The 18,534-nt window shown below is 71.0% G+C and carries 14 protein-coding genes and 1 pseudogene; 10 read left to right on the forward strand and 5 right to left on the reverse strand.

What is annotated here, in order from left to right; translation table 11 throughout:
- The first annotated feature begins 88 nt into the window (after positions 1–88).
- Positions 89–1,669, forward strand: a complete 1,581-nt coding sequence (locus tag ACIRJR_RS07235; RefSeq protein WP_403775079.1) for a methylmalonyl-CoA mutase — start codon at positions 89–91, stop codon at positions 1,667–1,669.
- A 175-nt stretch (positions 1,670–1,844) separates the two neighbouring features.
- Positions 1,845–2,501 (forward strand): leucine efflux protein LeuE, encoded by a 657-nt coding sequence (leuE, locus tag ACIRJR_RS07240; protein WP_403775082.1) that lies wholly within the window; start codon positions 1,845–1,847, stop codon positions 2,499–2,501.
- A 361-nt stretch (positions 2,502–2,862) separates the two neighbouring features.
- Here leuE and ACIRJR_RS07245 read toward each other — a convergent pair whose 3' ends face one another.
- The gene (locus ACIRJR_RS07245) at positions 2,863–4,440 is read right to left on the reverse strand and encodes a recombinase family protein (RefSeq protein ID WP_403775085.1); all 1,578 of its coding nucleotides are present in this window, start codon (positions 4,438–4,440) and stop codon (positions 2,863–2,865) included.
- Positions 4,441–4,472: 32 nt separating this feature from the next.
- On the opposite strand from ACIRJR_RS07245, the pseudogene ACIRJR_RS07250 reads away from it, so the two are divergent.
- A pseudogene (locus ACIRJR_RS07250) lies at positions 4,473–4,691 on the forward strand (LysE family transporter); the annotation flags it as partial.
- A 12-nt stretch (positions 4,692–4,703) separates the two neighbouring features.
- Here the strand turns inward: ACIRJR_RS07250 and ACIRJR_RS07255 are convergent.
- Both ACIRJR_RS07255 and ACIRJR_RS07260 read right to left on the reverse strand, forming a co-directional pair.
- Positions 4,704–5,162, reverse strand: coding sequence for a MarR family winged helix-turn-helix transcriptional regulator (locus ACIRJR_RS07255; protein ID WP_403775088.1), 459 nt, complete (start codon positions 5,160–5,162; stop codon positions 4,704–4,706).
- A gap of 18 nt (positions 5,163–5,180) precedes the next feature.
- On the reverse strand, positions 5,181–6,605 hold the full coding sequence (locus tag ACIRJR_RS07260) for an FAD-dependent monooxygenase (RefSeq protein WP_403775091.1): 1,425 nt from the start codon (positions 6,603–6,605) through the stop codon (positions 5,181–5,183).
- A gap of 38 nt (positions 6,606–6,643) precedes the next feature.
- On the opposite strand from ACIRJR_RS07260, the gene ACIRJR_RS07265 reads away from it, so the two are divergent.
- From ACIRJR_RS07265 to ACIRJR_RS07290, 6 genes are all read left to right on the forward strand, one after another.
- On the forward strand, positions 6,644–7,285 hold the full coding sequence (locus ACIRJR_RS07265) for a TetR/AcrR family transcriptional regulator C-terminal domain-containing protein (protein WP_403775094.1): 642 nt from the start codon (positions 6,644–6,646) through the stop codon (positions 7,283–7,285).
- A gap of 127 nt (positions 7,286–7,412) precedes the next feature.
- Positions 7,413–8,378, forward strand: coding sequence for a glycosyltransferase family 2 protein (locus ACIRJR_RS07270; RefSeq protein WP_403775097.1), 966 nt, complete (start codon positions 7,413–7,415; stop codon positions 8,376–8,378).
- Between the two features lie 3 nt (positions 8,379–8,381).
- The gene (locus ACIRJR_RS07275; RefSeq protein ID WP_403775100.1) at positions 8,382–9,728 is read left to right on the forward strand and encodes a polysialyltransferase family glycosyltransferase; all 1,347 of its coding nucleotides are present in this window, start codon (positions 8,382–8,384) and stop codon (positions 9,726–9,728) included.
- Positions 9,729–9,786: 58 nt separating this feature from the next.
- The gene (locus ACIRJR_RS07280; RefSeq protein WP_403775103.1) at positions 9,787–11,076 is read left to right on the forward strand and encodes a hypothetical protein; all 1,290 of its coding nucleotides are present in this window, start codon (positions 9,787–9,789) and stop codon (positions 11,074–11,076) included.
- On the forward strand, positions 11,073–13,436 hold the full coding sequence (locus ACIRJR_RS07285) for a polysaccharide pyruvyl transferase family protein (RefSeq protein ID WP_403775106.1): 2,364 nt from the start codon (positions 11,073–11,075) through the stop codon (positions 13,434–13,436). Before ACIRJR_RS07280 ends, ACIRJR_RS07285 begins: the two co-directional genes overlap by 4 nt.
- A gap of 50 nt (positions 13,437–13,486) precedes the next feature.
- Positions 13,487–14,593, forward strand: a complete 1,107-nt coding sequence (locus ACIRJR_RS07290; RefSeq protein ID WP_403775109.1) for an acyltransferase — start codon at positions 13,487–13,489, stop codon at positions 14,591–14,593.
- A 9-nt stretch (positions 14,594–14,602) separates the two neighbouring features.
- Here ACIRJR_RS07290 and ACIRJR_RS07295 read toward each other — a convergent pair whose 3' ends face one another.
- The gene (locus tag ACIRJR_RS07295; protein ID WP_403775112.1) at positions 14,603–15,940 is read right to left on the reverse strand and encodes a polysialyltransferase family glycosyltransferase; all 1,338 of its coding nucleotides are present in this window, start codon (positions 15,938–15,940) and stop codon (positions 14,603–14,605) included.
- Positions 15,937–16,920, reverse strand: a complete 984-nt coding sequence (locus ACIRJR_RS07300) for a glycosyltransferase family 2 protein (protein ID WP_403775115.1) — start codon at positions 16,918–16,920, stop codon at positions 15,937–15,939. The genes ACIRJR_RS07295 and ACIRJR_RS07300 overlap by 4 nt, the downstream gene beginning before the upstream one ends.
- Before the next feature lie 208 nt (positions 16,921–17,128).
- Between ACIRJR_RS07300 and ACIRJR_RS07305 the strand changes: the two genes are divergently transcribed.
- Complete coding sequence (locus tag ACIRJR_RS07305; protein WP_403775118.1) at positions 17,129–18,514, forward strand: DUF6716 putative glycosyltransferase; 1,386 nt, start codon at positions 17,129–17,131, stop codon at positions 18,512–18,514.
- Positions 18,515–18,534 lie beyond the last annotated feature (20 nt).

Consider the following 18,534-nt stretch of genomic DNA (forward strand, 5'->3'; position numbering starts at 1 on the left):
AGCGCGGACCCCGCGGGCCCCGGCGCCGCCGGCGGAGTCCGTCGCGACGTCTGTCACTGATGACCAGCTTGAACGGGAGGCACAGCACATGACGCGTGAGTCCGAGTCGGGACTGCCCATCGAGCCGGTGTACGGGCCGGAGGCTCTCGACGGCTGGCGGGCCGAGGAGAAGCTGGGTGCCCCTGGCGCCTTCCCCTTCACGCGCGGCGTCTACCCCTCGATGTACACGGGCCGGCCGTGGACGATGCGGCAGTACGCGGGATTCGGCACCGCCACCGAGTCCAACGCCCGCTACAAGCAGCTCATCGCCAACGGCACGGCGGGCCTGTCCGTCGCCTTCGACCTGCCGACCCAGATGGGGCACGACTCGGACGCCCCCCTCGCCTCCGGCGAGGTCGGCAAGGTCGGCGTGGCGATCGACTCGGTCGAGGACATGCGCGTCCTCTTCGACGGGATCCCGCTGGGCGAGGTCTCGACCTCGATGACCATCAACGCCCCCGCCGCGCTCCTGCTCCTCCTCTACCAACTGGTCGCCGAGGAGCAGGGCGTGCCGGCCGGCCGGCTGACGGGCACCATCCAGAACGACGTGCTCAAGGAGTACATCGCCCGGGGCACGTACATCTTCCCGCCGAAGCCCTCGCTGCGGCTGATCGCCGACATCTTCCAGTACTGCCGGGCCGAGATCCCGAAGTGGAACACCATCTCGATCTCCGGCTACCACATGGCGGAGGCGGGTGCCTCGCCCGCGCAGGAGATCGCGTTCACCCTCGCGGACGGCATCGAGTACGTCCGCACCGCCGTGGCGGCCGGAATGGACGTGGACGACTTCGCGCCGCGGCTCTCCTTCTTCTTCGTCGCCCGTACGACGATCCTCGAAGAGGTCGCCAAATTCCGTGCCGCGCGCCGGATCTGGGCGCGGGTGATGAAGGAGGAGTTCGGCGCGGAGAACCCCAAGTCGCTGATGCTGCGCTTCCACACCCAGACCGCGGGCGTCCAGCTCACCGCGCAGCAGCCCGAGGTCAACCTGGTCCGGGTCGCCGTGCAGGGGCTGGGCGCGGTCCTCGGCGGTACCCAGTCGCTCCACACCAACTCCTTCGACGAGGCCATCGCCCTGCCGACCGACAAGTCGGCCCGCCTCGCGTTGCGTACGCAGCAGGTCCTGGCGTACGAGACGGACGTGACGGCGACGGTGGACCCGTTCGCGGGCAGTTACGTCGTCGAGAGGATGACCGACGACGTCGAGGCCGCCGCCCTGGAGCTGATGCTCAGGGTCGAGGACATGGGGGGCGCGGTCGAGGCCATCGAGCGCGGCTTCCAGAAGGAGGAGATCGAGCGCAGTGCGTACCGCGTCGCCCAGGAGACGGACAGCGGGGAGCGCGTGGTCGTCGGCGTCAACCGCTTCCGCCTCGACGAGGAGGAGCCGTACGAGCCGCTCCGCGTCGACCCGGCGATCGAGGCCCAGCAGGCGGCCCGCCTCGCGAAGCTCCGCGCGGAGCGCGACCAGGGCGTTGTGGACGCCGCGCTCGTGGAGCTGAAGAAGGCGGCGGAGGGCACGGAGAACGTGCTCTACCCGATGAAGGACGCGCTCGCGGCCCGGGCCACGGTGGGCGAGGTCTGCGGCGCGCTGCGGGAGGTCTGGGGCGCGTACGTCCCGACGGACGCGTTCTGAGCGGAGCCGTCGTCCCGCCCGGGTGACCTCGCGCGGTACGACGGCGGTCCCGGGCCTCCTGAACAGTGGTCCCCGACAGGAGGATGCCTGCTCGACGGTGACCCGCTGAGGCCCTGACCAGCCGCGATGTGGACGGCCTGAGCGGAGTGTCGTACCCGCGTGCGAGACTCCGTTCATGCTGGGTGTCACCGATCTTCCGACCTATCTCGCCGGCCTTGTGCTGATCATTCTGCTGCCGGGGCCGAATTCGCTGTACGTGCTCTCCGTCGCCGCCAGGCGCGGGGTGCGCACCGGTTATGTGGCCGCCGCCGGGGTGTGGACCGGGGACACGATCCTGATGACGCTGTCCGCGCTGGGCGCCGCCTCCCTGCTGCAGACGACGCCCCTGCTGTTCGCGGTCGTCAAGTTCGCCGGCGCGGGCTATCTGACCTGGATGGCCATCGGGATGATGCGGACGGCCCTGTCGATGTGGCGCGAGCGGCACCAGCGCATGGCCGAGCTGGCGGTGGAGGAGGACGGGACGCCCGCGAGGGATTCGGAGCGTCCCTACCGGCGGGCGCTCGTGGTCAGCCTGTTCAATCCCAAGCTGATCCTCTTCCTCATCTCCTTCTTCGTGCAGTTCGTGTCAGAGTCCAACCCGGTCGCGGGCTTCGTGACTCTAGGCGTACTCCTCCAGCTGGCAAGCGTGTTGTACCTGTCTGCGCTCATCTTCGGCGGGGCTCGTCTGGCCGCTGTGTTCCGTCGTCGGAGGACGCTCAGCGCGGGGGCCACCTCGGCCGCCGGCATGCTCTTCCTGGGGTTTGCCGTCAAGCTGTCTCTGGCGAACGCGTAGGGGGTAGGTATGTCTCACCTTGACGACACTGCGGCCCTGTTCGCCCGCATGGACCTCCAGGAGCAGCGGGAGGCACTGCGAGCCCTCGGCCTACCCGAGAGGCTTCCGAAGGAGGCCCAGGAGGCGCCCAAGGTCACCCCGTTCTCTGCCCTTGCCAGTACCCCGGGCAGGCGGAAGCGGCAGCCACTCACAGTGAAGGCCGTAAGTAGCCCCGAGGTGTCCTGAAGCCGTCCTTTTGCCGGTTTACCCGACCATGCCAATATTCGACCTGTCGCATATTTATATCCCTCCGAGAGATGAAACAGAAATGCCCCCTCGTCCCGGAGGAGGCATTTCTGTTTGGCGGAGCGTGCCGGTATCGCTAACTCCAGTTGTTGTCCATCCTGATCAGTCGCTTCTTGACGTCATGTGGAATGATCAATTTGCCCAACAGTTCGCCGTCATCTTGTTTTCCAAGTTCGAAAGTTATGCCGGCACTCAATAGATCTTTTTCCATCGCCTCTACGCCGCCGGCTTTCCAGTGTTCGTTGTATGTCATGCCGGTACTTTCGTAGACCCACCTGTCTTTCGTGGAATCCGGGTCGATCTTCATCAAGTCGTTCATGAGGGCATCTAGCGTGCCCTCTGCCTTCTCTCGAATGAACCCGGACCTATCGAATCTTCCCTCAGGCTCCAGCCCGGACATGTAGTAGGCGATGGACTCTTCCAGTCGCTTCCGCTCGCGCCTATTCTCGTCGCCTCGGGCGTACTCGCGGCGGATCACCTCGAAGTCCCCCAGTGCCTCAAAGACGGCTTGCGCCAAAGCCGAGTACACATGCTCAGGGTCCGGTGTCACAAATCCCGGCCTCCGACACTCGGGGCACCGCAGGTATCGATACTCTCTCACTTCGCCGGTAGAAAGTGCTTTGTAGCTGTTCGTCTCATTGACGTTTCTACCGCACTGATGCTTCATAACGCCGAGGAACCTGGTGGGGCGGCGGTTCTTCTCGTGGTGGCGCTTGTTCTTGGAGCGAAGGGAAAGCGCGGCTTGTACGTTCTCGAACTCTTCAGTGGTCAGGATCGGTTCATCCGTAACCCTGATTTCCTGACCTTTCTTGTCTAGTACCGGCGTAGACCTGTAAGTGGCCGCTTTCGTTCCTCCCTCAGTGCGAATCCCCTTAACGGCAGGATTCCTAAGGGTCCTGAGGACCTGTTGATTGTTCCATTTCCCGTTGCTATAGGTTGCAACCTTGGCCCTGTCCAGAACCTTAGCGATTCGGTTTGCCGGAACCCCCCGCATTGCAGCCTGGTACATATAGCGCACCGCTCGCGCTTGCTTAGGGTCTTGTACTAGGCGGAGTTTTCCGCGCACCCTGCCGGTCTTGTAACCGTATGACGGCTTACCGATACGCCATTGATCTTGCTGCTTAGTGTATTCCCAGTGGGATGAAACACGGGTCTTTGTGTTAGCGGCTTCGATCTCTGCAACTGCCGCGACGAATGTCACCATTGCTTGAGTCATGGGAGATGACAGGTCCAGTGTGTCATTGAGGGAAATCAGGTTCTTCCCGAACTTTTCACACCACTTGATGACTTCGTGTAGGTCAGAGATGCGCCTGATGAATCGGTCCAGCTTCCAGAACAGAATAATGTCAAATTCTGGTATGCGGTTATTGAGCCAGTCCCCGAGTTCCTTACGCTCCCAAGGTGCCTTTTTGGTTGCAGACACGCCGAGGTCCCTGGCCACACCGACAACCCTGACGCCCTCTCGGATGGCATGACGGCGAAGGTCAAGTTCCTGCCGCGCGGGCGAGGTTGTGTCCTCCGTGAGGATCGACAGTCGCACTGACAGGAGTCCTTGGGGCGCGTCCTCCGGTAGTGCCTGGCTCTTGTCTTGGAGTTCGGCCAGCTCGGCCAGTTCCTCAGGAGTCCACTCGGGAGCGGTCTTTGTGGCGGTCATGGGCGTGAGCCTACAGGCGGTTGGATGTTGGAACGTTCTTCATGCAGTTCGTCGATCCGGGTATCTCCTTCCTGCTGCTGGGCACGCTGCTGCAGATCAGCAGCTTCCTCTACCTCACGGCGCTCATATTCGGCGGCACCCGCCTGGCCGCCGCCTTCCGCCGCCGCAAGCGGCTGTCGGCAGGGGCCACTTCGGCGGCGGGTGTGCTGTTCCTCGGGTTCGCGGCGAAGCTGTCGTTCAGCAGTGTGTGAGTGCGGCTGGGCTCAGTGGTGCCATGCCGTGCCGCCCACGTTGTGGATCATGCGCTGAAGGACCTTGAGGGCGGCGACGTACTCCTCGTCCGGGATTCCGGCGTGGATCTCCGACAGCGCCCGGCCGACCCGTTCGGCGGCCTTGGTGTGCAGCGCGCGGCCCTCGGCGGTCAGTCGCAGGTGCGTGCGGGGGTCCTCGGTGGCCAGGCCCCGGGTGATGAGGAAGTCGATCTCGGTCTCGATGGAGCCGCCGGTGGTCAGGTAGCCGCTGAGTGTCGAGGCCACCTCGGCGCGCGGGCGGCCCGTTTCGCCGGCGTCGACGAGCTGGTTGAGGACCCACCAGGGGGGCTGGGTCAGGCCGTGTTCGGCCAGTCCGGCCCGGATGTGGGTCACGACCGCGTCCCAGGCGGCCCAGCTCCAGTACCCGATCGGCTGCCGTGCGAGTCCTGCGTCGTCATGTGAGTAGTCCATGTCCTGGACCGTAGAACCTCAAGCAAAGTTGAGGTCAAGGCCCAGTCGTCCGGCGTACTCCGCGAGCCCTGAGGTGTCCTCGCCCGCCCAGCCGACGTAGCCGTCGGGCCGCACCAGGAACAGGCCCTTTCCGTAGGCCTCGGCCGTCTCGGTGCGGAAGGTCCGCAGGAGCTCGCCGTCGTGAGCGGGGAGCGTGGCGTCCGTGGAGACCGCGAGCAGCGTGAAGTGCGGCCCCCTGAAGACGTCGAAGAGCCGCCCGCCCTCGCCGGCCGGTCCGTCCGGCGCCCGGTCGCCGGCCTCCAGGAGGCCCGCCCGGCCGGATGCCAGCGGGCCCTCGCGGTAGCCGAGGCCCAACTGCTGCGCCGCGGACCCGCGTTCCTGTTCGCCCCGGTGGATGCGGGTGGAGAGGCCGAGCATCTCGGCGGCGACCGGGCGGCGTTCCTGCTCGTAGGTGTCCAGCAGGGCGGCGGGTGCGCCGTGGAGAAGCACCTGCCCGAGCTTCCAGCCCAGGTTGTACGCGTCCTGGACGCTCGTGTTCAGCCCCTGGCCGCCGGCCGGGGAGTGGACGTGCGCGGCGTCGCCGGCGAGGAAGACCCGGCCGTCACGGAACCGGCCGGCCAGCGCGGCGCGGGGGCGGAAGTCGGACGACCAGCGCACCTCGGTGACATCGTCCGCGCCCAGGTGGGTGCGGGCCGCGACGAGTTCCCGTACGCCCTCCGGCGTGGTGTCGGGCGCCCCTTCCCCGAACTGGGCGACCAGCTGGAAGTCGGGTGTGCCGGGCAGCGGGCAGAGTGTGAGCATGCCCTTCTCGCCCAGGAAGATGTGCCAGTTGAGGCGGTCGAGGGCGTCGTCCGCGATCCGTACGTCGGCGACCAGCGTGGGGGAGGGGTCCACGGTCTCCCCCTCCATCGTGATGGAGAGCGCGCGCCGGACCGTGGAGCGTCCGCCGTCCGCCGCGACCAGGTAGGAGGCTCGCACCTCGCCGGTGGTGAGCCGCGCGGTGACCCCGTCGGCGTCCTGCGACAGGCCTGTGAGCGCGGACGAGAAGAGGACGTCGCCGCCCAGTTCGCGCAGGCGGGCGACGAGGATCTCCTGGGTCCGCCACTGCGGCATCATCCAGGGCTCCCCGTACGGCTCGGCCTCCGTGGGCGCCGCGCGGCGGAACATGTCGTACTCGCCCTGGCGCTCACCGTCCTTCCAGGTCATCCCGACGGGGGCGGTGCCGCCGTGCTCCCGCACGGCGGTACCCACCCCGAGGTCGTCGAACACCTCCCGGGTGCGCGGCTGGATGCCCTTGCCGCGTGAGCCGGGGAAGAGGGACGGGGCCTGCTCGACGACCAGGGCGCGCACTCCGCGACGGGCGAGGTCGCATGCCAGGGCGAGGCCGCTGGGGCCCGCGCCGACGACCAGGACCCCGGTTTCCTTAACAGCGTTAAGTTCCATGTTCGGGAGTGTGTGCTTAACGCTGTTAAATTGTCAAGGTGGGAACGACGAAGATCGACCGGGCGCGCGTCGCGGACGCCGCGCTGAGACTGCTGAACGAGGTGGGCCTCGACGGGCTGACCCTGCGCGCCATCGCCAGGGAGCTGGACGTCAAGGCACCCGCCCTCTACTGGCACTTCAAGGACAAGCAGGCGCTACTCGACGAGATGGCCACGGTGATGTACCGCCGGATGCTGTCGGACCTGCCCGGGCCTACGCCCCACTCCTGGCAGCAGCAGATGTTCGCCTACCAGAGCGTCCTGCGCGGCGCCCTGCTCCGCTACCGCGACGGCGCCAAGGTCTACAGCGGCGCCCGGTTCACCGGCACCGATCACGCCGAGGGCCTGGAGGCCCACCTCCGCACCATGGTCGACGCCGGGTTCGAGCTGTGGCAGGCCGTGCGCGCGGGCACGACCGTGAACGCGTACACGATCGGCTTCGTCACCGAGGAGCAGGGCGTCCAGCCCATGCCGGACGAGCGGCGGGAGGGTTACGACGTCGACGACCGGGCCGGACGCCTGAAGCGCTACCCGCTCGCGGCGGCGGCCGGGGCCGAGATCTTCGGCCGCTACGACGAACGCTTCGAGGACGGCCTGCGGATCGTCATCGCGGGCATCGAGGCGCGGTACGGCGTCACCTAGCGCTGCCGTCCCCGGCGGAGGTCACCGCGGCGACGCCCAGAGTTCACCGTTCGTCGGGCCGGACGACACCCGCTCCTTCATCCGCGTCACTAGCGTGACCGGACCATGATCGAAGGTGAGGGCCCGCGTGCCGAAACTGTCCGTCGTCGTCCCGTTCCACAATGTCGGCCCCTTCGCCGACACGACGCTGGGCAGCCTTGCCCGTAACGCGGGCCCCGACATCGAGTTCCTGCTGGTCGACGACTGCTCCACGGACGACACACCGGCCGTCGTCGACCGCTGGGCCGACAGACTCCCGAACGCCGAGGTCATCCGGCACGAGAAGAACGTGGGCATCGCGGCGGCCCGCAACAGCGGCATCGACGCGGCCCGCGGCGACTTCGTCACCTTCCTCGACGGCGACGACTGGTACGCCCCCGGGCACCTGGCCCGGCTGCTGCACGCCGCCGCCGGGCTGGACTGCGACTTCGCCCGCACCGACCACGTCCAGGCCACCGGGACCAGCCGCGTCGTGCGGCGCGCCCCCGCCCGGCTCCGCGACACGGTGATGGACCCGCGCGAAGGCATCGCGGCCCCCGAGTTCGAGACGATGGTCGACTACCCCTTCGTGTGGGCGGGCGTCTACCACCGGCGGCTCTTCGAGGACGGCGGCCACCGCTTCACCACCCGGCTCCGCACCGCCGAGGACCGGCTGTGGATCTGGCAGCTGCACCTGCGGGCCCGTACCTACGCGGCGCTGAATCTGTACGGGGTCTTCTACCGGCGCGGTGTCACGACGTCCCTGACGCAGATCAAGGACTCCCGCCAGCTGGACTTCTTCCCCGCCTACGACACGCTGATCGACGAGATCCGCGAGGACCCGGACGCGGAGATCCTCCTCCCCAAGGCGGTCCGCACCTACTGCGCGATGATCGCCTTCCACAACGAGAAGGCGGACGCCTACGAGCCCGCCACCTTCCGGCGCCTGCGCCACGAGTCGACCGCCGCGCTGCACCGCATGCCGCAGCAGGTGCTCGACCACACCCTGACGATGATGGACACCAGGCGCAGCACTCTGCTCAACCGCCTGCGTGACAAGCAGAAGGCCGCCTGACCCATGCCCACGCGCACCCAGATCTTCCAGGTGTCGACCCTGTACGGGGCGGCCACACTCGCGGCGGCGCTGGACGCCGGCCAGTTCGGGCCGGGACAGGACAGCCACCGCGTCCTCCTCGTCTCCAACAACGCGGCGATCCCCGAGACCGCCCTCCGGCTGGAGGAGATGCGGGGCTACGGGGACATCGCGGCCCGCTTCGACTCCGTCGTCGACTGGAACGAGGCCATCAGCCCGCACCACCCCAGCGGATGGGGCCCGCGCGCCGAGGAGACCGAGCTCTGGCAGCGCGCCTTCCGCCTCGCCTGGGGCATCGACCCCGACGGCCCCGTCGACCTCGCCGTCGAGTCCATCCAGGTCAACCCGGCCCGCGCACTGGCCGCGATCTTCTCCGAGAGCGCCGTGCACGTCTACGCGGACGGCCTGATGAGCTACGGCCCGACCCGCAACAAGGTGCCGCGCTCCATCGCCTGCCGCGTGCAGCGGGTACTCCACCTGGACCTCGTCCCCGGGCTCCGTCCGCTCCTCCTCGCCGAGTCCGGCGTCGAACCCGAGCTCGTCCCGAACGAGTCCTTCCGCAAGGTCCTCGGAGAGATCGCCGGGGCGGCCGACGGCGACCGCGGGCTCGTCGAGGCCGAGGCCGGGGCACCCACGGCCGTGCTCCTCGGCCAGTACCTCGCCGCCCTGAACATCCTCACGGCCGAGGAGGAGGAGGACCTGCACCTGCGCATGCTGCGGGGCGCGGCACGGGCCGGTCACACCTCCGTCCTCTTCAAACCCCACCCCACCGCACCGGCCCGCTACTCCCGGGCGCTCGACGACGCGGCCGCCGCCCTCGGCGTGCGGCTGACCACGCTGGACAGCCCGCTGCTCGCCGAGACCCTCTTCGAGAGGTGCGCGCCCGCACTCGTCGTCGGCTGCTTCTCGACCGCGATGTTCACCGCCGCCGTGTACTACGGCATCCCCGTCGCGCGGGTCGGCACCGGCCTCGTCCTGGACCGCATCACCCCGTACGAGAACAGCAACCGCGTCCCGCTGACGATCGTCGACCACCTCGTGCCCGACCTGGACGAGCAGGCCGGAGAACCGGTGCCCCAACTGCCCTCCACGGCCCCGGACTCCCTCGCACCCCTGGTCCGGACGGTGGGCTACTGCATGCAGTCCGGGCTCCACCCCACGCTGCGCGCCGAGGCGGAGTCCTGGCTGCGGGACCACCTCGACAGCACCACACAGCACTACTTCAAGCGGCGCCGCCTGCAGAAGCTCACCCTGCCCGGCGGCGGCCCACGAGGAGCGGCGATCCGGCTGCGCCGCACCGTGCGGCGTACCCGCAGCAGCCTCGGCCTCTGACCCCGGAACCGGGGCGCGCGCCCCGTCCGGCCACTGATGACAGAACGGCGGAACGAGCATGGGCCAGACCTTCACGGGGCTGCTCAAGGCGGTACGGGCGAGGACCGGGCAGGGCGGTGCGGCGCGGCCCGCGCCGACGGCCGCCCTGCGCCTGTGCGGTGACTACCTCGCGGGCCTCGCCGCGGGCGGGCCCCTGAGCGACGCCCCCCGGACCCGGCTCGTCGCCGCCATCGGCGGCCTCACGACCGCATGCGGCACCGAAGGGGACGACCTGTTCGATGCTCTGCTGCGCACCGGGCAGCGAGCTCTGGAGGCCGGTGGGGAGGCGGAGACCCGCCTCGCCCTGGACATCGCCGTCGAGGCCGCGGAGCTGCGGCCCAGGTCGAAGGGGGCGTGGCGGCTGCGCGGAAGCGCCCTCGACGCGCTGGGCCGCCGCGACGAGGCGGTCCAGGCCTACGAGCGGCACCTGACGCTTCAGCAGGACCAGCGGGCCGCCGCCGGCATCGTGCGCCGGATCGCCACCCTGAAGGACCTCCGCTCCTGTCTGGACGAGGCCGCCGGGCTGCTCCCCGGTGAGGACGGCACCCGGCTGCGGACGCTCCACAACGCCCCCGCCGGGCAGGCTCGCACCGAATTCGCCGAGGCCGTGCGCCGGCGGACCGCCGAGGCCGGCGGGATGACCGACCCCGAGGCGCGCCGCCTCGCCGCCCTCTACGCCGCCCACCGCCGGCTGCTGGACCGGGACAGGCTCGCCGACCCCCTGCTCGGCGGCGCCGAGCCGCTCGGCGTCACCGCCCTGCGCCGCCTGGTCGCCGGACGCTCGGTCTGCCTGGTCGCGGGCGCGCCCCGGATCGCCGACGAGGAGCGCGTCCCGGACAGCGGGCTGCGGAGACTGATCGACAGCTACGACCTGGTGGTGCGCTGCGACAGCGTGCCCTCCGCCGCCCCGCGTACCGACCTGCACGCGCTCACGCTGCGGGGCGGCACCCCGTGGACGGGCCCCGCATGGGACCGGCGGGCGGGCACCCGGCTGGTCTTCGGCGACTCCCTGCCGCACTGGCGCCGGTCGCTGCGCGCCCGCCTGGTCGCCGGCGCGCAGGACCACATCGGCGACGCGTCGCTGCGGCACCCCCTGGACGATCCGGCGCTCCTCGGCGAGGACGGCCGGTGGCCCCGGGCAGGCACCGCCTTCACCGTGCTGCGGCTCCTGGACTTCCTCGACGCTGCCGACCGCCTGGACCTCATCGGCTTCGGACTGCCGGGCCAGTTGCAGCCGCGCGAGCGCGCGTGGGTCGCCGCACGCGCGACACACCAGGACGAGACCGAGATGAGGACCGCACTCCGATGAGCACTCCCGCCGACAGACGGACCGACGCCACCACGGCCGCCGCGCCCGACGCCGACGACCGGCGTGCCGTCACGGGCAAGCGGAGGATCGCCTTCGCGGCCTGGACCGACGAGCCCGGGATGCCCGGCCTGCTCGTGCTGCTGCGCAGCCTCGCGCTGGCCGATCCCGCCGTCTGCGAGGACTTCCTCGTCCTGCACCCGGGGCTGCCCGACTCCGCGTTCGACGCCGCCCGCCGACTGCACCCGCGCCTCGTCCCGCGCAGCGCGGAGAGCCGCCTCGACGTCTTCCGGGAGACCGGTCACGACACGGTCGTCGCCCTCGGCCCCGGCATGGTCGTCCTCGGATCGCTCCTCCCGCTGCTGGCCCTGCGCACCGGAGTGGCCGCCGTGCCGCAGCCCGGCCCCGGCGGCACGCGGACCGTGCGGGACGGCGGGCTGCTGGTGATCCAGCGCCAGGACGTGACGGACGCCCTGCTGGACGCCCTGGCCGCGGGCGGCGAGGACGCGGTGGACCGTGCCCTGACGGAGGCCGGACTCCTGGAACCGCTCGCCTCCCGCTACGAAGTCCCGGCGGGCCGGCCGTACGACGACACCCCCGTGCCCGGGAGCACCGTCGTCCTGCACTTCGGTGAGGACCCGGCGCCCGGGACCCCGGCGCGCGAGGCACTCGAGCGCCACGAGATGGACGACGAGGAGTTCCGCGCCGCCTACTGCGCCCTGCCGGGCCCCAAGCACCCCGAACTGCTCCTGCACCTCGCCCTGCCCTTTCCCGAGGGGAGGCGCGCGCCGGTGGACCTCGTCCGCCAGGTCGCCGAGGTGCACCGGCAGCAGGGCCGCTACGAGGAGGCCGTCGCCCTGCTGACCCCGGCGGTGGCGGACCGGCCCGACCTGCCGCGCTGCCACGAGACGCTGGGCATCAGCCTGATGGCCCTGTCCCGCTACGAGGAGGCCGAGGCGCACCTGCTCCTGGCCACCGTCTCACCCGACTTCGCCGCCCGCGCCTACGGCCAGCTCGCCCGGCTCGCCTGGCTGCTGGGACGAGAGCAGGACGCCCACGCCTACGCCCGCGAGGGCCTCGACGCGGACCCCACCGACGGCAACTGCCGTGCCTGGTACGCCCGTACGAGCCCGGCGCCCGCCGTGTCGCATGAGGCCGCCTCCGGGACCGCGCGCGAACAGCTCGCGCACGTGGCCCTGTTCGCCGACGGCCAGGAGAACGCGGGCGACAAGGTGCTCCCCGAAGCGGTGCGGATGTGCTTCGGCCCCGACACCGGCCCCGCCCGCTGGCACGAGCGGTCGGTGCACCGGCTGGTCGACGAGACCGGCCTGGAGGAACTGAACGCCCGGCGCGGCATCGTCGTCGGCGGCGGAGGGCTCTTCCTCCCGGACACCGCGCCCAACGGCAACAGCGGCTGGCAGTGGAACATCCCCGACGACGTCCTGGCCCGGATCACCGCGCCGCTCGCCGTCTTCGCGGTCGGCTACAACGTCTTCGACGGCCAGCGCTACCGCCGGGAGCGCTTCGCGGCGAGCCTGCGCGCCCTCGTCGGGAAGTCGGCCTTCTTCGGCCTGCGCAACCAGGGTTCCGTGGACCGGGTCAGGGAGCTGCTGCCCCAGGAGCTGCGGGACCGGGTGCGCTACCAGCCGTGCCCCACGACCGTGGCCCGGCACCTCGACCCCGGCCTCGACGACGACCGCGACGACGGCACGGACCGCGACGACACGGTGCTGATCAACTGCGCCTACGACCGGGCCGGGCTGCGCTTCGGCCACGACTACGGCCACTTCCTGGCCGAGACCGCCGCCGCCGTGCGGGCCGTCGGCGAGCGCGCCGAGGTCCGGTACGCGGCCCACATGCCGACCGACGAGAAGTTCGTCCACGACCTGCGCAGGGAACACGGCATCGCCCTCCCCGTGGAGCCGCTGTACCTGTTCTCCAACGACCGGATCCGCGAGCTCTACCGGCGTACACGCCTGGTCATCGGCGCGCGCGGACACGCGGCGATGATCCCCTTCGGCTGCGGCACACCGATCATCAGCCTCGTCTCCCATCCCAAACTCGCCTACTTCCTCACGGACGTGGAGCGCCCCGAGTGGGGCGTGTCCGTCCACGAGCGGTCGCTGGGCGCACGCCTCGCCGAGCGTGCGGCGGTCGTGCTGGACGACCACGGGGCCGCGGTGGCCGACGTGCACGGCCGGCAGGAACACCTCTGGTCGGTCACCCGCGCCAACCTCGCCGAGCTCCGGGGCCTCTTCGGGTTGCCGGACCCCTTCGCCGGGCGCCGCGCCCCGCACGTCCCCGGCCCTCGGACCGCCGAGCCGGCACCGGGCCTTCACCTGCCGGACATCCAACCGAAGTGACTGTTCACCTGACCGGAGTTCACCCCGGCCCGACGCGTTCGTAGCCTGCGATGACCATGTCTTCCTCCGTCTCCCGGGCCGGCTCGGCCGCCCCCGGCACCGCCCCCGCGCCGCGTCCGGCCGCCGAACCCCGCCCGCACCGCGAACACCGGTACGACATCGATCTGATCCGGCTGCTCTGCTCGGTCGGCGTGATCCTCTGCCACACCGGCTCCGCGTTCGTGAACACCGCGGGCCGTGAGGCCGCGAACGGCCCCGGCACCTACTGGGCGGGCCTGGTGGCGGACTCGGCGGGCCGTTTCGCCGTGCCGCTGTTCTTCGCGATGGCCGGCTGGGTCGTCCTCGTCGGCGCCCCGGTCCGGGACGGCCGGCAGCTGTGGCGGCGGATCGTCCGGATCGTGGTGCCGCTCGCCGTGTGGAGCGCGCTCTACATCGCCTGGGGCAGGCTGCGCGGCACCAACGGCGCACCGGCGGGGGAGCTCGCGCTCGACGCGCTGTCCGCCTCGATCCGCCCGGCCTACCACCTCTGGTACCTCTACGCCTACATTCCCGTGATCATGGTCCTCGGCTTCGTCGCGCTGGTGAGGTCGGGCAAGCGCCCCTGGGGCCTCGGCACCGCCCTGCTCGTCCTCGCGGCCGCCCCGACCCTGTTCGGCGACCTGGCGAGGACGACGGACCTGGACCTGCCGCGCTTCGGGTGGGGCTTCGGCCCGTACCAGCTGATCTACGCCGTACTCGGTGCCCTGCTCATCGCCCTGCCCGCGGTCTCCCCGGGCAGGCGGCGGCTGTGGTGGCCGCTGCCGGCGGTCGCGGCCCTGACCGCGATCGTCGCGTACCAGCACGAGGTGCACTACACGATCCCGTACGCGAGCGTCCTGGTGGCCCTGCTCAGCGCCGCCGTGCTGTTCTCCCTGCACCGCGTGCGCGTTCCCGGGCGTCTGCGTCCCGCCCTGGCCCGTCTGTCGGGAGCCTCGTTCGGCGCGTACATGGTGCACGTGCTGGTGCTGGGCGTGCTCACCGACGTCCTCGTGGACGCGGACCTGAGCCTGCCGGTGGCGGCGGCCCTGGTGCTCGGTGTCACCGCCGCCACGACCGCCCTCTCCTTCGGCGCGGCACTCCTCTGGACCCGCCTCGGGCTGACCCGTCTCCTGGGCTGAGTCCGGCCCTCAGCGGCGCCCGAGCGCCCGTGCCCGCCGGGCCAGCCGGCGCAGTGTGGCGTTCCGGCGGACGAAGGCGAGGCGCGCCGGCACCACGCCGGGGAGGGCCAGCGAGCCCAGTCGGCGGCGTTTGAAGTAGCGCCAGGTCCGGGCGTTCAGGTGGGCGGAGAGGTAGCGCTCGGCGGCCGGACGAAGGTCCGGGCGGACACGTGGCCGCATCGCGAACGCGACCGCCGGCAGCAGCCCTCCGAGGGCCTCCGCGACCCCCGGCCGGGTCAGCGGTGACCCGTCAGGTACGGCGGGTCCGGCCAGATCGGGCAGCAGGGCGTCGATGATCGTGGCCGGGATCCTCGCCGGGTTCTCGTACGGGGTCAGGTGCTCCAGGAGGGTCCCGGTCCCGGTCCTGGCCACCGGCAGGCCGTAGTGCGTCGCCGCGGTGAGCAGAGCCGTCGAGGAGCAGCCGGCGACGAGTGCGGGGCGCAGCCGCTCGAAGAGGACCTCGGCCAGGACCGGGGTGCCGGGCGGACCGGACTCCGGCACTGTCAGCCCGACACCGAGGCGTGCGGCCTCGGCCCGTACGGGCGGGACGGTGGGGGCGGAGCCGCGGGGGTGGGGCAGGAGGACCAGACGGGTGTGGCCGAGAGCGGCCGTCGCCCGGACCATCCGCAGGTGGAGGTCCGTCTCCTCGGCGGCGGGGAGCGTCCCCGACTCGGGGAGGATCAGGATCACGGACCCTTCAGGGGCCCCGGATTCCGGTGTGGCAGCCGCCAGTTCCCCGAAGACCTCACGCAGGGCAGCGGTGGGCAGCGGGCGGGGTACGACGTCGAACTCCCCCAGCAGAAGCGGCTCCAGGCCGGGGAGCAGGTCCGGGTGGAGGAGCTGCCGGACACGGGTGCCGATCAGCGGCGGGACCTTGCCCGGGGTCGGGCCGTAGCCGGTCAGGCCGTCCGCGTACACGGTCACCGGGCCGCCCGTGAAGATCTGGGCGAGGGCCTGGGAGGGCCCGGTGAGCGGCGATTCCAGGGCCAGTTCGACCTCCTCGTCCCCGAGCCCCCACACGCGGCGCAGATGGCGTTCCCACAGGGGCACGTCGTCGGGCCGTGGCGTCCAGGCAGCCGGGTGCAGGGGGAAGACGGCGTCGTTCCACGAGAGCACCTCGTCGAAACGGGAGCGCAGCCGGTCGAAACCGGGCACCGTGTCGAGCGGCGCCGCGGCCTCGGGGACCGGCGTGGTGTCGCAGAGCAGCAGGACGCGCCGGCGGGCGTCGACGAAACAGCCGGAGTCCAGCGCCGCGGCGAGCACGGCCGTACCGCGGAGGCCGGAGGCGGCGAAGATCTGGGTGGTCACGCGGCAGCCGCTCCCTGAGTGGTGGCGGACCGGCGGCGCAGCCTGCGCAGCACGGTCGCCCGTTCGGTGTCCATGGAGTCGAGGACGTCGTCGAGCACGCGGCGGGGCATATTCCGGAGTGCCCGCGCGGCGAGTGATTTCAGGGTGCGGGCCACCGCAGGTTCGAATTTGCCGATGGATCCCATGTGGTGGGAGATGACGGCGCAGTAGGTCCGCACCGCTTTCGGCATCAGTGTTTCCGCGTCGCGGTCCGCCGCTGTATCGGAAAGCACCTGGTCGTACGCGCGAATGAAATCCAGCTGCCTTTCGTCACCGATCTGGGTGAGCGACGAGGAGACTCCGCGCCGGTAGAAATGGCCGAGCGTTCCCAGGACCGCGAAGGACTCCGCCTCCCGGTGCAGCCGCCAGATCCACGGCCGGTCCTCGGCGGTGCGCAGCCCGTCGGTGAAGTGCAGGAGCCCCCGGTCCAGCAGGCTGCGGTGGTAGAGACCCGCCCAGGCGTAGGCGTAGTCGACCGACGTCGTCCGTCCGGCCGGCAGGATCGCCGCCCGGGGGTCGCTCACCACTCCGCGCGTCCCGTGCGGGACGCGGCGCACCGTACGGGCCGTGCCGGTGACCTGGACGTGGTCCGTACGCACGAACGCGCAGCTCAGGGCCTCGGCCTGGGCGAGGAGGCGGGCGTAGTGACCGGGCGCGAGCCAGTCGTCGCCGTCCAGGAAGGCGATGTACTCGCCCCGGGCGGCGTCCAGGCCCGTGTTGCGGGCCGTGGCGAGACCGGCGTTGCGTTCGTGCCGGTGCACGACGACGCCCTCGGTGCCGTCCCGGGCCCGCCGCAGGAGATCCGCGGTCCCGTCGGTCGAGCAGTCGTCGACCAGGATGAACTCGAAGTCCTCGCGGGCGTTGTTCCGCAGGCTTCTGAGGGTGTCGGGAGCGTATGCCCGGACGTTGTAGAACGGCACGATGACGGAGAGCTTGACCACCCGCATCACGCTAGACGCGGCCCCGGCATTCCCCTTGACCCCCGCCCGTACGGAAAGTGAACGACGCGCAACCGGAAAGTGAACCGGGCCGCGCCCGCGGCGGATTCATCGTAAGAACGGGCCGAATCCCCAACCGTCGACCGGCTGTTAACCATCTGTTGCCATCACGTTGGGCCGCGGATCGAAATGGCTTCCTAGCTTTTACGACGTGCCCCCTCGTACCGATGACGCGGCCGCTCCGGCCGCCACCCCAGCAGCCGACCGTGCGGCGCTCCGCATAGCCGTGCTCGCCGACTCCGACACCCGGTGGAAATGGGGCGCGCTCACCGCGCGCCGCCTCACCGGGGCCCCGGACTCCGGCGCGCCGGAGCGCCCCGTGGAGATCAGCGGGCTGCTGCTGCGCGGCCGGGCCACCCCGACGCCCCGCCAGCTCGCCGAAGTCGGTGAGGTCGGCATCGACGCCGACCGGGTGCGCGAGGTGACGGCCGTCGAATTCCTGCACACCGTGCGGGACGAGGCGTACGACGTCGTGGTCCTCGCCCTCGTCGGCGGCGCGGTCCAGGCCATGCTGCACGGCCTGGCCGCACTGGACCTGCCCCGCAGGCCCGTCGTCGTCACGGGCTACGTCGGTGTCGTCTACGAGAAGCTCGCCGACGGACTCCTGCTGCGCCACGGAGCCGACATCGTCCTCGCCAACTCCCGTCACGACGCGCAACGTTTCCGCGCGGTGTACGAAGGGGTCGGCGCCGACGCCTCGTCCGTCACGGAAGCGGCCCTGCCGTTCCTCGGCGGCGAGCCGCACCGGGCCGAGGAAGGCCGCGACACCGTCGTGTTCGCCGCCCAGCCCTCCGTGCCGGCGTCCCGCGCCGACCGCACGTATCTGCTGCGCCGGCTCGTCGAGCACGCCCGGCTGCACCCCCGCAGGGAGGTGCTGCTCAAGCTGCGCTCCAAGCCGGGCGAGCACACCACACACATCGAGGAACTGCCCTACCAACGCCTCGCGGAGCGGATCCCCGGCGGCCTGCCGCCCAACTTCCGCCTCGTGTACGGGCACATGGGCGAGGTCCTGGACCGCACCGACCTCCTGGTCACCGTGTCCTCGACCGCCGCACTGGAGTCCCTGCACCGCAGGATCCCGACCGCGGTCCTCTCCGACCTCGGCGTCCGCGAGGCACTCGGCAACCACCACTTCGTCGGCTCCGGGCTGATCACGTCCTGGGACCACCTCGACGGCGGCCTCCGCCCGGAGCCCGACGAGGAGTGGCTGGCCGGCCAGGGAGTCGCCGCCGACGGCAGCTACGGCACGGCCTACGACACCGCCCGCGCCCGGGTCGCGTCGCTGCTCACCGCCGGTCCGCTCCCCGCCCTCGCCCCCTACTACACGCCCGCCACCGCGCCCGGATACCTCCCCGGCATCCTCGCCCGCCACCACCTGGGCCCCGACGGCCACCCGCTTCCCGGCGCCGTCACGCCGAAGGAGACCGGCCGGGTACGGGGCGCGGTCCGCGACACCGTACGCAACGCGGCGCGCGGCGCCTACCGCCACGGCGTCCAGCGGGTCGCCCCCGTGATCCGGCGGATGGGCGAGCTGTGACCACCGATTCAGGAGCAACC

This window comes from Streptomyces sp. NPDC102402, from assembly GCF_044765765.1.
Lineage (GTDB): Bacteria > Actinomycetota > Actinomycetes > Streptomycetales > Streptomycetaceae > Streptomyces.

Coding starts and splice junctions, on each gene's coding strand:
- ACIRJR_RS07275 (WP_403775100.1), top strand. CDS start 8,382: ATGCCCACGCGCACCCAGATCTTCCAGGTGTCGACCCTGTACGGGGCG.
- ACIRJR_RS07285 (WP_403775106.1), top strand. CDS start 11,073: ATGAGCACTCCCGCCGACAGACGGACCGACGCCACCACGGCCGCCGCG.
- ACIRJR_RS07280 (WP_403775103.1), top strand. CDS start 9,787: ATGGGCCAGACCTTCACGGGGCTGCTCAAGGCGGTACGGGCGAGGACC.
- ACIRJR_RS07255 (WP_403775088.1), bottom strand. CDS start 5,162: ATGGACTACTCACATGACGACGCAGGACTCGCACGGCAGCCGATCGGG.
- ACIRJR_RS07290 (WP_403775109.1), top strand. CDS start 13,487: ATGACCATGTCTTCCTCCGTCTCCCGGGCCGGCTCGGCCGCCCCCGGC.
- ACIRJR_RS07245 (WP_403775085.1), bottom strand. CDS start 4,440: ATGACCGCCACAAAGACCGCTCCCGAGTGGACTCCTGAGGAACTGGCC.
- leuE (WP_403775082.1), top strand. CDS start 1,845: ATGCTGGGTGTCACCGATCTTCCGACCTATCTCGCCGGCCTTGTGCTG.
- ACIRJR_RS07260 (WP_403775091.1), bottom strand. CDS start 6,605: ATGGAACTTAACGCTGTTAAGGAAACCGGGGTCCTGGTCGTCGGCGCG.
- ACIRJR_RS07235 (WP_403775079.1), top strand. CDS start 89: ATGACGCGTGAGTCCGAGTCGGGACTGCCCATCGAGCCGGTGTACGGG.